A 13,418-nucleotide genomic window follows, 5' to 3' on the forward strand; every position below is an offset into this window, starting at 1 on the left:
GGATGTGACATCGGGGCGTTGTCAGTGGGCGCGGGCACGATGGGGGTATGGCGCAGAGGGCGGTAGCGAAGGCGAAGACGGCACGGGTGGTCAAGGCGGCTCGGCGGGCCGAGGTGAGGTTGCCCGCGCTGCGGGCGTTCGAGGGGGGCGGTCTGGAGCCCGACGGGGACTACGACGGGGTCGAGTTCCGTGACTTGGACCTTGGGGGGCAGGACGGGGCCGGGGCGCTGTTCATGGACTCGGCGGTGGTGGGGTGCGCGGTCGGCGAGACGCGGTTGGCGCGGGCGCGGTTCGTCGACTCCGTGCTGACGGAGCTGCGCGGGGTGGGGACGGATCTCGCGGAGGCGTCGTTGCGGGACGTCGAGGTGGTCGACGCGCGGCTCGGGGGCGTGCAGTTGCACGGGGGCGTGCTGGAGCGGGTTGTGGTGCGGGGCGGGAAGATCGACTACCTGAACCTGCGGAAGGCGCGGTTGCGGGATGTGATCTTCGAGGAGTGCGTGCTGGTGGAGCCGGACTTCGGGGCGGCTTCGTTGGAGCGGGTGGAGTTTCGGGGGTGTGTGGTGCGGGGGGTGGACTTTACGGGGGTTCGGATGACGGACGTGGATCTGCGGGGGGTGGGGGAGCTGGAGGTTGCGCGGGGGATCGAGTGCCTGGCGGGGGCGGTGATCAGCCCGGAGCAACTCTTCGACTTGGCGCCGGCGTTCGCGGCGCAGGTGGGGGTTCGGGTGGCTGGGGTGGGGGAGTAGGGGGCGGGGTCTCCCTTGGTGCGGGGCTCGCCTGCTGTGTGGCTGTGGGGCGTGCCGTGGGGCGTGGGCGTGTGTGTGCGTGCTCGCGGGTCTGCGCGTGGTCGCTTGCCGTCGCCTGCTGTGCGTCTGTGGGGCGGGGCCGTGGGGGTATGTACGTACTCGCTATCCCTGCGTCACGCCTCAAGTCCAAAGACGCCAGAGTGTGCTCGGTGCTCCGTGCGCACATACCCCCACGTCCCCTCCGGCCGGTTGCGCGGCTGCGGCCCGGTGGGGGTGCATGGGCCCCGGTCCCCACGGCCCTCGGGTGCGCGTGCGGCTGCCGGCCGGTGGGGGTGCATGCGCTCCGGTCTCCACGGCCCTCGGGTGCGCGTGCGGCTGCTGGCCGGTGGGGGCTGCCGACGCCCGGCCTCCACCGCCCCTCGGCCGGTTTCGCGGCTGCCGCCCGGTGGGGCCGGCCTCCTGCGCCCAGCCCCAGCTCCGCACGTTCCCTCGGGTGCGTGTGCTGGGCTCAAGTCCGCCCGCCGCCCCTGCTCCCGCTGGGTGGTGGCTGTGGGCTCAAGTCCGCCCGCCGCCCCTGCTCCCGCTGGGTGGTGGCTGTGGGCCCAAGTCCACCTGCCGCCCCTGCTCCCGCTGGGCGGTGGCCGTGGGCCAAAGCTCACGCGCCGCCCCTACTCCTGCTGGGCGGGTGGCTGTGGGCTCAAGTCCGCCCGTCGCCCCTGCTCGCGCTGGGCGGTGGCCGTGGGCCCAAGCTCACGCGCCGCCCCTACTCCCGCTTGGCGTTGCGGGGTAAACGGGTGGGTGGGTGGGGAGTATCCGCCGCGGAGCGGCGGGCTTGGGGTTTTTGCTCTCGCCGGGGGCGCGCGGGGGGCGATATGTCTGCCCGCTCCTGCCTCGCTGGCGGTGCGGGGCAAGAGGAGGGTGGGGGTATCCGGCGCGGAGCTGCGGGCTGGGGGCTTCGTTACGGGGTTCGGGGGAAGCGGGAGAGGAGGGTCCAGAGCGTGGGGTTGTCGGACAGGGAGTCGTGGAGGTCGGTCAGGTCCGCCACGAGGTCGTGGAGGAAGTCGCGGGCCTCACGCCGGAGCTCCGCGTGGGAGAAGGTCAGCGGAGGCTCCTCCGGGTCCATCCAGTCCGCCTCGATGTCGACCCAGCCGAAGCGCCGGGTGAACAGCATGCGGTCCGTCGACTCGGTGAAGTCGAGCTCCGCGTACTGGGGGCGGGAGGCCCGGCTGCCGAGGGGGTCCTGGTCGAGCGTCTCCACGATGTCGCACAGCGCCCACGCGAAGTCGAGGACGGGCACCCATCCCCAGGCTGTGGACAGTTCCCGGTCCGCCTTCGTGTCCGCCAGGTACACGTCCCCGCAGAACAGGTCGTGGCGGAGGGTATGGACGTCCGCCCGGCTGTAGTCCAGCTGGGCGGGGTCAGGGAAGCGGCGGGAGAGCGCGTAGCCGATGTCGAGCACGGGTCGATGGTGTCATGGAGGTGGGACGGGAGGGGACGGGAGGGGACGGGAGAGGGGCGAGGGGTGTCAGGGGAGGAGGCGTTGTTCTTTGGCCTGGGCTACCGCTCCCGCTCGCGTGTCCACGCCCAGCTTGTCGTAGATCCGGCCCAGATGCGTCTTCACCGTGGCCTCGCTGATGAAGAGGGCGCGGGCGATCTCCCGGTTGCCGAGGCCTTGGGAGAGCTGGCCGAGGATGTCGCGTTCGCGGTCGGTGAGCGTGGGGTGCGGGGCGCGCATGCGGGCCATGACGCGGGAGGCGACCGGGGGAGAGAGCGTGGTGCGGCCCTGGGACGCGGCGTGGATCGCGGAGAAGAGCTCCTCGGGGCGTTCCGCCTTGAGGAGGTAGCCCGTCGCGCCGGCCTCGATGGCGCGGGTGATGTCCGCGTCGGTGTCGTAGGTGGTCAGGACGAGGACATGGGGGGCGGGGGGTGTGGACGACGTGATGCGGCGGGTCGCTTCCACGCCGTCGATGCCCTCGCCCAGCTGCAGGTCCATCAGGACGACGTCGGGTGAGAGTTTCGCGGCGAGCGCGACCGCTTCTTCGCCGGTGCCCGCCTCGCCGACCACTTCGATGTCGGGCGCGCTGCCGAGCAGGGCGAGCAGTCCGGCGCGTACGACGACGTGGTCGTCGCAGACCAGCAGGCGGACGGGGCGGGGCGGCGGTGCGGTCTTCATGACGGGAGCTCCAACGGGATCGATACGGAGAGGACCGCGCCCTCACCCGGCGCCGACTCGATCGTCAGTGTGCCGCCGAGCTGGCCGGCCCGCGCACGGATCGCGGGCAGGCCGTGTCCTCGTACACCTGCCGGCGAGTCGGGACGGGCGGGCGGCGGTGTGAAGCCGCGGCCGTCGTCCGCGACGTCCAGGACCACCTGGTCGTCGAGGAGGGTGAGGGTGAGCGCCGCGGTGGTGGCGTCCGCGTGTTCGCGTACGTTCGCCAGTGCGCCCTGCGCGATACGGAGGAGAGCCGAGCTGACCCGGTCCGGCAGCGGTACCGGTGTCCCCTCGGCGTGGAAGCGGACGGTGAGGCCCGCGTCGGACTCGCGTTCCGCGAGCGCCCGCAGCGCCTGCGCCACACCGCCGCCGTCCGCGAGGTCGGCGGGCGCCAGGTCGTGCACGAAGCGGCGGGCCTCGGCGAGGCCGCGTTCGGTGATCGACTCGGCGGTACGGACGTGGGTGCGGGCCTTCGCCGGGTCGGTGTCCCAGACGCGGTCGGCGGCCTGCAGCAGCATCTGCTGGCTGGACAGGCCCTGCGCGAGGGTGTCGTGGATCTCCATGGACAGGCGTTGGCGCTCGGCGAGCGTGCCTTCGCGGCGCTCGGTGGCGGCCAGTTCGCGGCGGGTGCGGATGAGGTCGTCGATGAGTTCGCGCTGGCGGACCCCCTGACGCTGCATGTAGATGAAGACGGCGGTGGCCACGGCTGCCCAGGCGGGCGGCGCGAGCAGCAGGTTCGGGTCGAACTGGCCCGCGAGCTGCAACTGGGCGACGACCACGAACGCGGTCAGGACGGTCACGAGGAACAGGGCGGCGCGCGGCGGCAGCGTACGGAGTCCGGTGTAGAAGAGCGGCACCGCGCACCAGGCGAAGCTCGGCGCGAGGATGACGAGCACGACCCAGACGGCCACGACGAGGATCAGCCAGGCGAGGCGGCGCGGCGCGGTGGGGCGGGCGCCGATGACGGGGCCGATGACGGGGCCGAGGACGTAGAGGAGGGCGAGGGAGACCGAGAGCGCGATGATCCACGGCGTGCGCGGTTCGCCGGGGTGCCGCATCAGGAAGCGGGTCAGCGAGGAACCCAGGAGCAGGAAGAACGCCGTGTGCATGACGGCCGCGAGCCAGCGGGCGTCCGGGTCCGGCGTCCGGGGATCGGGGTCCGGCGTCCGGGCGTCGGGGTCCGGCGTCCGAGGTTCGGGGTTCGGCGTCCGGGGGGCGGGGTCCGGCGTCCGGGGATCGGGGTCCGGCGTTCGGGGTTCGGCGTCCGGCGTTCGGGGGGCGGGGCCCTGCCTGTGCTCTGCCACTGGGGCGCCTCCCTTTCGTACTGCCGTCTCTGCTGCCGCCTCTGAACTGGGCAAACACCCTCATTGTGACCCGGTGGGGCCACGGGAGGGTCAACCGATCGGTTGACCCTGGTGTCGGCCGAGTCGCGCGCGGCAGCGAGCCGGTACGTGGAGGGGCCGGGCCCGGACGCGGCCGGAGGATTGATGGCAGAGGGACAGGAACACGAGATCCCCCTCACCCTCACCTCACCTCTCCTCACCCCTAGGAGCCCCCGATGCAGAAGCTCTCCCGCCGCACCCGCGTCCTCACCGTCGCCGCCACCGCCGCCGTCCTCGGCGCCGGTACCTTCGGTGCCGTCTCCGCCACCGCCGGCACGCCGGACGCCGCCTCGAAGGCCGCCGTCACCGCCGACGCGGGCAACAAGAACCTCACGCAGTCGACACACCTGACCGTCGCCGCCGCAACCAAGGCCGCCCAGGCCACCCTCGACGCCGCGAAGAAGGAGAACCAGCGCGTCTCCGTCGCCGTCGTCGACCGCAACGGCAACACCATCGTCGAGCTGCGCGGCGACGGCGCGGGCCCGCAGTCCCCCGAGTCCGCCGTGAAGAAGGCGTACACCGCCGTCTCCTGGAACGCGCCCACCTCCGAGCTGACCAAGCGCCTGGAGCAGGCCCCGAACCTGAAGGACATCCCCGGCACCCTGTTCCTCGCGGGCGGTGCGCCGGTCACGGCCAAGGGTGCGCCCGTCGCGGGCATCGGTGTCGCGGGCGCCCCGAGCGGCGACCTGGACGAGAAGTTCGCCAAGGCGGGCGTGGCGACGCTCGGCCGCTGAACCCACCCCCCCCAAGAAAAACCGCTGAGCACGCTGAGCACGCTGAACCGCATGGCGCCGCGCGTGCCGCGGCTGTTCCCGGTCCCCGCGCCCGTCCGCGCGGGGGCCCGTACGACGAGGAGATACGGCATGAACACCACCGCTGCCGACCAGCGGCTGCTCGACGCCGCGCGGGCCGGGGACGCCGCGGAGGCGGCCGCCGCCCTCGACGCCGGAGCCCGCGTCGAGGCCCGCGACACCGAGCTGCGCTCACCGCTGCTGCTCGCGGCCCTCGGCGATCACGTCGAGACCGCCCGCGTGCTGGTCGCCGCGGGCGCCGACGTCGACGCGCAGGACCACCGCTCCGACAGCCCCTGGCTGGTCACCGGCGTGACGGGCAGCGTCGCCATGCTGCGCGTCCTGCTGCCCGCGGGGCCCGATCTGAAGCTGCGCAACCGCTTCGGCGGGATCTCCGTGATCCCCGCCTCGGAGCGCGGTCATGTCCCCTACGTACGGGAGGTCCTGCGCGTCACGGACATCGACGTCGACCATGTCAACGACCTCGGCTGGACCGCCCTGCTGGAGGCCGTGATCCTCGGTGCCGGGGGCCGCGCGCACCAGGAGGTCGTGGAGCTGCTGCTCGCCGCGGGCGCGACGCCGGACCTCGCCGACCGGGACGGCGTCACCCCGCTCGCGCACGCGGAGCGGCGCGGCTTCACGGAGATCGCGGAGCTGCTGCGGAGGGCCGCGTCGTGAGGCCGACCCGGAGGTGGAGCGGAAGGGCGACCCGGAGGTGGAGCGGAAGGGCGACCCGGAGGTGGAGCGGAAGGGCGACCCGGAGGTGGAGCGGAAGGGCGGGCAGGAGGTGGAGCGGAAGGGCGGGCAGGAGGTGGAGCGGAAGGGCGGGCAGGAGGTGGAGCGGAAGGGCGGGCAGGAGGGGGCCTCGGCGTGCCGTGGCCGCCGGTACCGGTAGGGCGCCTACGGCGCTGTTGTCCGCGGCCCTTTTGACCGCCGCCCTGCTGGCCGGGTGCGCCTCGGAGGCGGACGGCTCCGCCTCGTCCGACCGGGAGCCCGCCCGCCGTACCGCCACCCCGACCGCCACCTCGACCGCCGCCCCAACCGCCCCCCTCCCTGCCCGCACCGAGACTCCCGAAGGCACCCTCCTGGTCGCCGACTTCGGCTCCGACACCGTCACATTCGTCGACCCGGAGAAGGGCCCGATCGCATCGGTGAAGGTCGGCACGGCCCCCTACGGGCTCACCGTGGGGGACGACGGACGCGCCTGGGTGGCCACCGCCGAGGGCGTCGCCGTCGTCGACACGGAGAAGCGGGAGCGCGTCGACCGCATCCCGTACGAGACGGAGACCGGTCCGGTGACGACGGGTGAGTACCGGGGCGGCGGCATGGGCATCGCCCTCGCGCCGGACGGCGAGCACGTGTACGTGGGCGTCAATGTGCCTGGCCAGGACGGGGTGTTGGAGGTGGTCGACACGCGTGCGCGTGAGGTGACCGACACCGTTCCCGTCGGGCGGCGGCCCTTCGACGTCGACGTGTCGAAGGACGGCAGGGAGGTCTACGCCACCGGCCACGATTCCTTCGACGTGACCGCCGTACGCGCCGACTCGCTGAAGCCGCGCCGCATGGAAGTCGCCCCCTACGGGACGGAGGGCGGTCTCGGTTCCTGGCTGAAGCCGCACTACACGGCCGTGCGGCCCTCCGACGGACGGCTTCTGCTGCCCTTCGAGGGCGAGAAGCTCGTCGTACTCGATCCGCGCACCGGCGAGTACGAGGTGGAGAAGATGACCGCCGACACACACCAGCACGGCGTGACGGTCACCGACGACGGCACGCTCTTCGCGGTCGGCACCGGGCCCATCGACCCGGACGCCGACGAAGGGCCCTCGCTGACCGTGCGGACGAAGGACGGGGCGGAGCGGGTGGTTCCGCTGGACGGCCCGCACGAGGACGTCGCCGTGTCGGAGGACGGCCGTACCGCGTACGTCACGGGCGGCTTCACCCGCGACGGCCACTGGAACGGGATCTCCGTCGTCGACACGGAGGACGGGTCGGTGCGCCGACTCCCGGCGGGCGAGCGGCCGTTGGGGATCGCGGTGCTCTGAACGGGCACTCCGGCCGTCGCCCGGCGCCACGCGGGCCCGGCCGCCGGGCCCCATATCGATCCCGTCCCGAACAATTGCCGCATAAGATCACCGGCGTGGACCTGCGATCTCCGGCCGTCCGAGCCGCCACCGTCACCTGTTCCCTCGCCCTGCTCGCGACCGTCAGTGCCTGCAGCGGCGTGGGCGTCGACGGCACGCCGGGCGCCGACGGCGTGCGCGACCCGTACTTCCCCAAGCTGGGCAACGGCGGCTACGACGTGGCGCACTACGGCCTGACCCTCGGCTACGACCCCGGCTCCGGGCACCTCACAGGGACCGCCGAGATCACTGCCCGCGCCACCAAGAACCTGAGCTCCTTCAACCTCGACCTGAAGGGCCTCGACGTCTCCGACATCACCGTCGAGGGCAAGGCCGCCCGCTTCCAGCGCGCAGGCCAGGAGCTGAGGGTCCGCCCGGCCGACGACCTCGACCGGGGCGAGACGTTCCGCGCGACGGTCCGCTACTCCGGCGCCCCGGAGACCATCACCGACAAGGACGGCGCGGAGGAGGGCTGGCTCAAGACGGACGACGGCACGCTCGCGCTCGGCGAGCCGGCCGGCTCCATGGCGTGGTTCCCCGGCAACCACCACCCGAGCGACAAGGCCTCGTACGACATAGAGATCACCGTTCCCAAGGGCCTGAAGGCCGTCTCCAACGGGGAGTTGACCCGTGAGTCGACGAGGAACGGCCGGACCACCTTCGCCTGGCACAGCGCCGAACCGATGGCGAGCTACTTGGCGACCGTGGCCGTCGGCAAGTACGAGATGGAGACGTCGTCGACCGAGGACGGCCTGACGGTCATCACGGCCGTCGACCCCTCGCAGGCCAAGGCGAGCGAGAAGGTCCTCGCGAAGATCCCGGACGTCGTCGAGTGGGCGGAGTACAACTTCGGGCCCTACCCCTTCTCCTCGGCCGGTGCCATCGTCGACCGCGAGGACGACGCGGGCTACGCCCTGGAGACCCAGACCCGGCCCGTCTTCCCCGGCGCCCCCGAGACCGGACTCCTCGTCCACGAGCTGGCCCACCAGTGGTTCGGCAACTCCGTCACGCCCAAGTCGTGGCAGGACATGTGGCTCAACGAGGGCTTCGCGACGTACGCGGAGTGGCTCTACCAGGAGGACAACGACGGGGACAGCGCGCAGGACATCTTCGACGCGCTCTACGAAGGCGACTACTACGAGGACGAGGAGGACAACGAAGCGATCTGGGACTTCCCGCCCGCCAAGCCCACGGACGCCGCGACCATCTCCGACCCGCCCGTCTACGAGCGCGGCGCCATGGTCATCCACAAGATCCGCCAGGCGGTCGGCGACGACGCGTTCTACGACATCGTGCAGGGCTGGGCGAAGACGTACCGGCACAAGAACGCGGACACCAAGGACTTCACGGAGTACGTCGAGAAGCACGCGGGCGGCGACGAGGCGCGGGAGAAGGTCAGCCGGATCTGGGGGGACTGGCTGTACGGCGACGGAAAGCCCGACCGCCCCTGAGGCCCGGTCAGGGTGTCGGACTGAGGCCCGGTCAGGGTGTCCGGAGTGAGGACCGGTCAGGGTGTCCGGGCCGTTCAGAGCCGCTTGCGCAGGACCGCGCACGGGCGGTGGCGGGCGCGGTCCTCGCGGTGGCCGATGACGAGGTAGCCGAGCGCCGTCCAGAAGCGCAGCGCCTTCGGATTGTTCTCCAGGACCGCGAGACGCGCGGCGTCGCGGCCGGCGCTGCGGAACCGCTCCTCGACGAGCGCCACCAATTCCCTCCCCAAGCCCGTGCGTTGCACGCCCGCGTCGACCATCAGCAGGCCGATCCACGGGTCCGGGTCCGTCGGGTCGGGGTGCTGGTCGAGGGTGAGCGCGATGCCCACGAGCCGTCCGCGTGAGCGGGCGAGGAGCACGTCGGCGCCCGGCAGGGCGAGCTCGTCCGCGAGGGCCTTCGCGACCTGCTCGACGCGGATGTCGTCCGGGTCGGGGAAGTCGCCGCTGAGCGCGAAGAACTCACGGTTCGACGCGTACAGCGCGGTCACCTCGGTGAGGACGTGACCGGGCAGGGCGCCGTCGACGGCGGTGAGCGGTTCGAGGATCATGCGGGGCAGGCTACGGCGTCACGACCAGGACGACCTTGCCCCGTGGATGGCCCTTCTCCAGGTGTCGTACGGCGGCCGGGGCCTCCGCCAGGGGATACGTGCTGTCGACGACCGGCGTGACGTCACCCTTCTCGACCAGGCTGTTGAGGGTCAACAGGTCCTCCCGCCGCACGGCCGCCAGGAGCCCGAGCAGGTTCTGGCGGGCGAACCGGGTCAGCAGCGCCATCCTGACCTGGGTGCCGATGTCGCCGACCCAGCGGCTGCCGCCCTCGCCGCCGATGTGGACGAGGGTGCCGTCCGGGGTGAGGGCGCGGCGCAGCAGGGGGAGGGGGCGGTTGCCGGCGGCGTCGAGGACGATGTCGTAGCGGCGGGCGCTGTCGGTGATCTCCGTGTGCGTGTAGTCGACGACGTCGTCGGCGCCAAGGGAGCGGACGAAGGCGGCCGCGCCGGTTCCGCAGACGCCGACGACGTGCGCGCCGTGGGCGGCGGCGAGCTGGACGGCCAGGCTGCCCACTCCGCCGGAAGCACCGATGACCAGGACTTTCTGCCCCTTCCGCACAACCGCCTTGCTGCGCAGGGCCCGTAGGGCGGTGACGCCGGAGACCGGGAGGGCGGCGGCCTGCTCGAAGGTGAGGGTCTCGGGCTTGGGGGCGATGCGGGCGGGCCTGGCGCGCGCGTACTCGGCGAAGGAGCCGTCGAAATGCCCGTAGACGGCGTCGCCGCGCCGCAGCCCGGTCACGTTCGCGCCGACCGCCTCGACCCGCCCGGCGCCGTCCCAGCCCCGGACGGGATGCGCGGGCCTGCGGAGCCCGAAGCCGAGCCGGACCAGGAGGGGAAGGCCCGTCATCAGGTGCCGGACGTCCGGGCCGACCCCGGCGGCGTACACGCGTACCAGCACCTCGTCGGGGGCGGGTTCGGGGCGGTCGACGTCCCGCAGCTCCAGCGTGTCCGTGGAGCCGTAGACGTCCTGCACGATGGCCTTCACAGCGGGTTCCTCCCCGGTCGGGCCGAGCACGGCTCCCTCAGCATCCCGCCGGCCCCGGCCCCTGCCCAGAGACTCACGCCGAAGAGTCGACCCCCGCCCAGAGACTCACGCTGAAGAGTCGGGCCCGGTCGTCACGCCCGCTCCTCCCCCTGCTGCTGCGCCCGCTGCTTGCGAAGGGTGCGCCACTCGCTGACCGCGCCCCACGCCGCGCAGCCGAACGCGCCCACGAAGCAGGCGACCCACCCGGAGGACCGCTCCTGCGGGTCGAGCAGCATGTCGACGGTGAGTACTCCGAAGAGCAGCGACGAGGCCAGGGCGCCGTAGAGCTTCTGCCGCGTGATGCGCTGGGCCCTGCGCGGGCCTTCGGAGAGGCGCAGGGCGTAGATCTCCACGTCGCCGAAGACGTCCTCGGCGTGCCCGTCCTGCGGGGCGGCGGCGAGATGCTGCCGCGCTTCCCGTACGTGCCCGCGGGCTTCACCGGCCGTCATGCCGTGCCGGCCGCGCAAGAGACCCTCCAGCCGGGCCAGCCACTGCTGGTCGTCGGGGCCGCCGTCCGGGCGGGCCGGCGTGAACCAGCGGTTGATGGGGTCGTCGGGGAGCAGATAGGCGCCGACGGCCCACGCGGCGCCGAACAGCATGAGCACCGGGGCGGGTACGCGGAACAGCTCTTCGTCGGGCAGGGCCGTGGCGCAGGCGATGCCGGCCACGAGGGCGGCGGCGGCTCCGGCGAGGAAGATCCACATGCCGCGGAGGCGCCCGGCGGCGCGGGCGGTGAAGGCGACGCACCCGAGCGTCGCGGCCAGGACGATTCCCGCGTACGCGGCGACCGAGGACCGGTCGACGCCGGCCCACAGCCCGTCCTGGATCCAGAACAGGCCGAAGACGGCGGCCCAGAGGAACCCGAGCGATCCGACGGAGGCGGTGATGCGCTCGGCGGGAAGCATGCCGCGCGTGTCGATCTGGGCCCGGTAGCGCTCGCTGACGCGTTCGGCGGCGACGGTACGGGCGTACGCGGTGGGGTCCCCGAACACGTCGAGGGCGGGTTGCCCGGCCTCCTCCACCAGCTGATGGGCCTCGGCGAGTATCTCCTCGGCGAACCCGACGGGCACGTCCTCGTCGAGTGCGAGCCGCACGTGGACGGTAGCGGCCCACTTCTCGTCCTCTTCGCGCTCCCAACTGACCTCGGGCGCGGTCGACTTGCTCATTCCTCGTCCCCCTTCTCCTGCGCCGGGAGGAGCGAGTCGACGGTCCGGGAGAACGCCCCCCAGGCGGCCTGGTCACGCCGCAGCCTCGCCCGCCCCTCCTCAGTGATCCGGTAGTACTTCCGCCCGGGCCCGCCGTCCCCCGCGCCCCACTCGACCTCGACGGCCCCTTCTTCTTCGAGCCGCGCGAGGGCGGGGTAGAGAGTCGCGGCCTTGACCCCACCGAGCCCGACCTCACCGAGCCGACTGAGCAGGGCGTATCCGTAACTCTTCTCCTCACCATCGAGAACCCCGAGCAGACAGAGGGGCAGCGCGGCACGGGTCCAGGCGGCATTCGATACGGCCACGGGTCCCCTCTCTTCGGTCCGTCGGACTATTCAAGTATCCATAATAGTCGCGGACCTGTACATCTCGCTTTCCGGCTCCTGCCGCCGCAACTCGAACCACACGTGCTTGCCGCCCGTGCGGAACCGGCGCGGCGCAGGGGCCGTGCCCCACTCGTGGGCGAGCGCCTGAACGAGAAACAGCCCGCGCCCGTGCTCGCGGTCCCTCGACACGTCGAAGGCGGCGAGAGGTTCGGCGCGGCAGTCGTCGTACACGGCGACCCGTACCCCGCCGTCCACCAGGACGACCGCTTCCATGCCGATGGTCGGGGACTTGGTGTGCATGACGGCGTTGGTGACGACTTCGGAGACGAGGGTGCGGGCGGTGTCGACGAGCTCGCCCCTGCCGGTGAGGGAGAGAAGGAGGGCGACTGTGTCCCGGCAGATCTTGGGGGAGAGGGGGCTGTTGGGGGTGGTGAGGTGGTACGTCTGCGGGGTGTCGGGTGGGGGTTCCATGCCTGTTGACTCCTGCTCTGCGGGATCACTGGCGTGCGTGTGCCTAGCCGTCGGTGACCCTAGGGCACATGTATGTGACGGCACATGGATGTGCCGTCACTTTCACTCGTGTGAGTGGGCCGGTCGCACGGGCACGCGGGTACGCGGCAGACTTGGCCCGCTCGACAAGGAGGGGGACGGATGCCACCGAGGAGCAGACCCACCGTGCGCCAGGCGCGACTGGGCGCCGAGTTGCGCAAGCTCCGCGAAGCGGCAGGGATGGCCGCGCGTGAGGCGGGCGCGCGGCTCGGCGGTAACCAGGCGCAGATCAGCCATATCGAAGCAGGACGCTGGGGTGTCAGCGCGGAGCGGGTGAGGCGACTGGCGGAAATCTACTCGGCCTCCGACAAGAGGCTGGTCGACGCCCTTTGCGCCATGGCTGAGGAGCGGGTCAAGGGTTGGTGGGAGGACTATCGCGAGGTACTCGGGCCCGGGTTCCTGGACATCGCGGAGCTGGAGCACCACGCGTCGTACCTGCGCAGCGTTCAGATCGTGACCATGCCGGGCATCTTCCAGACCGAGGAATACGTCCGGGCGATCCACACCAGCCGAGCCTCTGTGCTTCCCGACGACGAGGTGGACGGACGCGTAGATTTCCGGCTCAAGCGCCGGAGCATCTTCGAGCGCGAGGCGCCCCCTTCGTTTGTGGCGCTTATCCACGAGGCCGCACTGCGTATGCGGTTCGGAGGCCGCAAGGTCGCCAAGGGGCAACTGGACTACCTGGCAGAGGTATCACACTGGCCGACGGTGAAGCTCCGGGTCATCCCGTTCACGTGCGAGGACTTCATCGAGGTGGATCAGTCGCTGCTGTACGCAGGGGGCGTGGTTCCGCAGCTGGACACTGTCCACTTGGACAGCCCCGTGGGAGGCGTCTCCATTATCGACGAGGTCCAACTCAATAGGTTCGGAAACCTGCTCGACGTCGCGGAGCGTGCGTCATTGAGTGAACGTGAATCCCGGCGACTGCTTCACCGCGTCGCGAGTGAGCTGTGAACGGTGTGGATGCCTCATGCAGTGGCAGAAGTCCCGGCGCCCCCATGAGACCGCCCGCAGCTCGGCCTGAATCA

The 13,418-nt window shown here is 72.0% G+C and carries 15 protein-coding genes; 7 read left to right on the top strand and 8 right to left on the bottom strand.

The window, feature by feature from the left end:
• The first annotated feature begins 47 nt into the window (after window positions 1-47).
• Window positions 48-746 (top strand): pentapeptide repeat-containing protein, encoded by a 699-nt coding sequence (locus AB0N81_RS03025; protein WP_365355114.1) that lies wholly within the window; start codon window positions 48-50, stop codon window positions 744-746.
• Between the two features lie 958 nt (window positions 747-1,704).
• Here AB0N81_RS03025 and AB0N81_RS03030 read toward each other — a convergent pair.
• The 3 genes from AB0N81_RS03030 to AB0N81_RS03040 form a co-directional block, all read right to left on the bottom strand.
• Window positions 1,705-2,205, bottom strand: a complete 501-nt coding sequence (locus AB0N81_RS03030; protein ID WP_365355116.1) for a hypothetical protein — start codon at window positions 2,203-2,205, stop codon at window positions 1,705-1,707.
• Between the two features lie 66 nt (window positions 2,206-2,271).
• Window positions 2,272-2,919, bottom strand: coding sequence for a response regulator transcription factor (locus AB0N81_RS03035; RefSeq protein ID WP_365355118.1), 648 nt, complete (start codon window positions 2,917-2,919; stop codon window positions 2,272-2,274).
• Window positions 2,916-4,067, bottom strand: coding sequence for a sensor histidine kinase (locus tag AB0N81_RS03040; RefSeq protein ID WP_365355657.1), 1,152 nt, complete (start codon window positions 4,065-4,067; stop codon window positions 2,916-2,918). Before AB0N81_RS03040 ends, AB0N81_RS03035 begins: the two co-directional genes overlap by 4 nt.
• 449 nt (window positions 4,068-4,516) lie before the next feature.
• On the opposite strand from AB0N81_RS03040, the gene AB0N81_RS03045 reads away from it, so the two are divergent.
• The 5 genes from AB0N81_RS03045 (at window position 4,517) to AB0N81_RS03065 (ending at window position 8,702) form a co-directional block, all read left to right on the top strand.
• Window positions 4,517-5,074 (top strand): heme-binding protein, encoded by a 558-nt coding sequence (locus AB0N81_RS03045; RefSeq protein WP_365355120.1) that lies wholly within the window; start codon window positions 4,517-4,519, stop codon window positions 5,072-5,074.
• Window positions 5,075-5,203: 129 nt separating this feature from the next.
• The gene (locus AB0N81_RS03050; RefSeq protein WP_365355122.1) at window positions 5,204-5,809 is read left to right on the top strand and encodes an ankyrin repeat domain-containing protein; all 606 of its coding nucleotides are present in this window, start codon (window positions 5,204-5,206) and stop codon (window positions 5,807-5,809) included.
• A 13-nt stretch (window positions 5,810-5,822) separates the two neighbouring features.
• Entirely contained in the window at window positions 5,823-6,026 is a 204-nt protein-coding gene (locus tag AB0N81_RS03055; protein WP_365355124.1) for a hypothetical protein, read from the top strand.
• Window positions 6,027-6,042: 16 nt separating this feature from the next.
• The gene (locus AB0N81_RS03060) at window positions 6,043-7,173 is read left to right on the top strand and encodes a hypothetical protein (RefSeq protein WP_365355126.1); all 1,131 of its coding nucleotides are present in this window, start codon (window positions 6,043-6,045) and stop codon (window positions 7,171-7,173) included.
• A 101-nt stretch (window positions 7,174-7,274) separates the two neighbouring features.
• On the top strand, window positions 7,275-8,702 hold the full coding sequence (locus tag AB0N81_RS03065) for a M1 family metallopeptidase (protein WP_365355659.1): 1,428 nt from the start codon (window positions 7,275-7,277) through the stop codon (window positions 8,700-8,702).
• Between the two features lie 74 nt (window positions 8,703-8,776).
• Here AB0N81_RS03065 and AB0N81_RS03070 read toward each other — a convergent pair whose 3' ends face one another.
• The 5 genes from AB0N81_RS03070 to AB0N81_RS03090 form a co-directional block, all read right to left on the bottom strand.
• Window positions 8,777-9,286, bottom strand: a complete 510-nt coding sequence (locus AB0N81_RS03070; protein WP_365355128.1) for a GNAT family N-acetyltransferase — start codon at window positions 9,284-9,286, stop codon at window positions 8,777-8,779.
• A 10-nt stretch (window positions 9,287-9,296) separates the two neighbouring features.
• Window positions 9,297-10,271, bottom strand: coding sequence for an NAD(P)-dependent alcohol dehydrogenase (locus AB0N81_RS03075; RefSeq protein ID WP_365355130.1), 975 nt, complete (start codon window positions 10,269-10,271; stop codon window positions 9,297-9,299).
• 131 nt (window positions 10,272-10,402) lie between these two features.
• Entirely contained in the window at window positions 10,403-11,476 is a 1,074-nt protein-coding gene (locus AB0N81_RS03080; protein WP_365355132.1) for a hypothetical protein, read from the bottom strand.
• Window positions 11,473-11,820 carry a PadR family transcriptional regulator gene (locus AB0N81_RS03085; RefSeq protein WP_365355134.1) on the bottom strand — a complete coding sequence of 116 codons (348 nt, stop codon included), beginning with the start codon at window positions 11,818-11,820 and terminating at the stop codon, window positions 11,473-11,475. Before AB0N81_RS03085 ends, AB0N81_RS03080 begins: the two co-directional genes overlap by 4 nt.
• A gap of 30 nt (window positions 11,821-11,850) precedes the next feature.
• The gene (locus tag AB0N81_RS03090; RefSeq protein WP_365355136.1) at window positions 11,851-12,312 is read right to left on the bottom strand and encodes an ATP-binding protein; all 462 of its coding nucleotides are present in this window, start codon (window positions 12,310-12,312) and stop codon (window positions 11,851-11,853) included.
• Between the two features lie 180 nt (window positions 12,313-12,492).
• Between AB0N81_RS03090 and AB0N81_RS03095 the strand changes: the two genes are divergently transcribed.
• Window positions 12,493-13,344, top strand: a complete 852-nt coding sequence (locus AB0N81_RS03095) for a helix-turn-helix transcriptional regulator (RefSeq protein WP_365355138.1) — start codon at window positions 12,493-12,495, stop codon at window positions 13,342-13,344.
• Window positions 13,345-13,418 lie beyond the last annotated feature (74 nt).

Origin of the sequence: Streptomyces sp. NPDC093510, from assembly GCF_040683555.1 — a bacterium.
Lineage (GTDB): Bacteria > Actinomycetota > Actinomycetes > Streptomycetales > Streptomycetaceae > Streptomyces.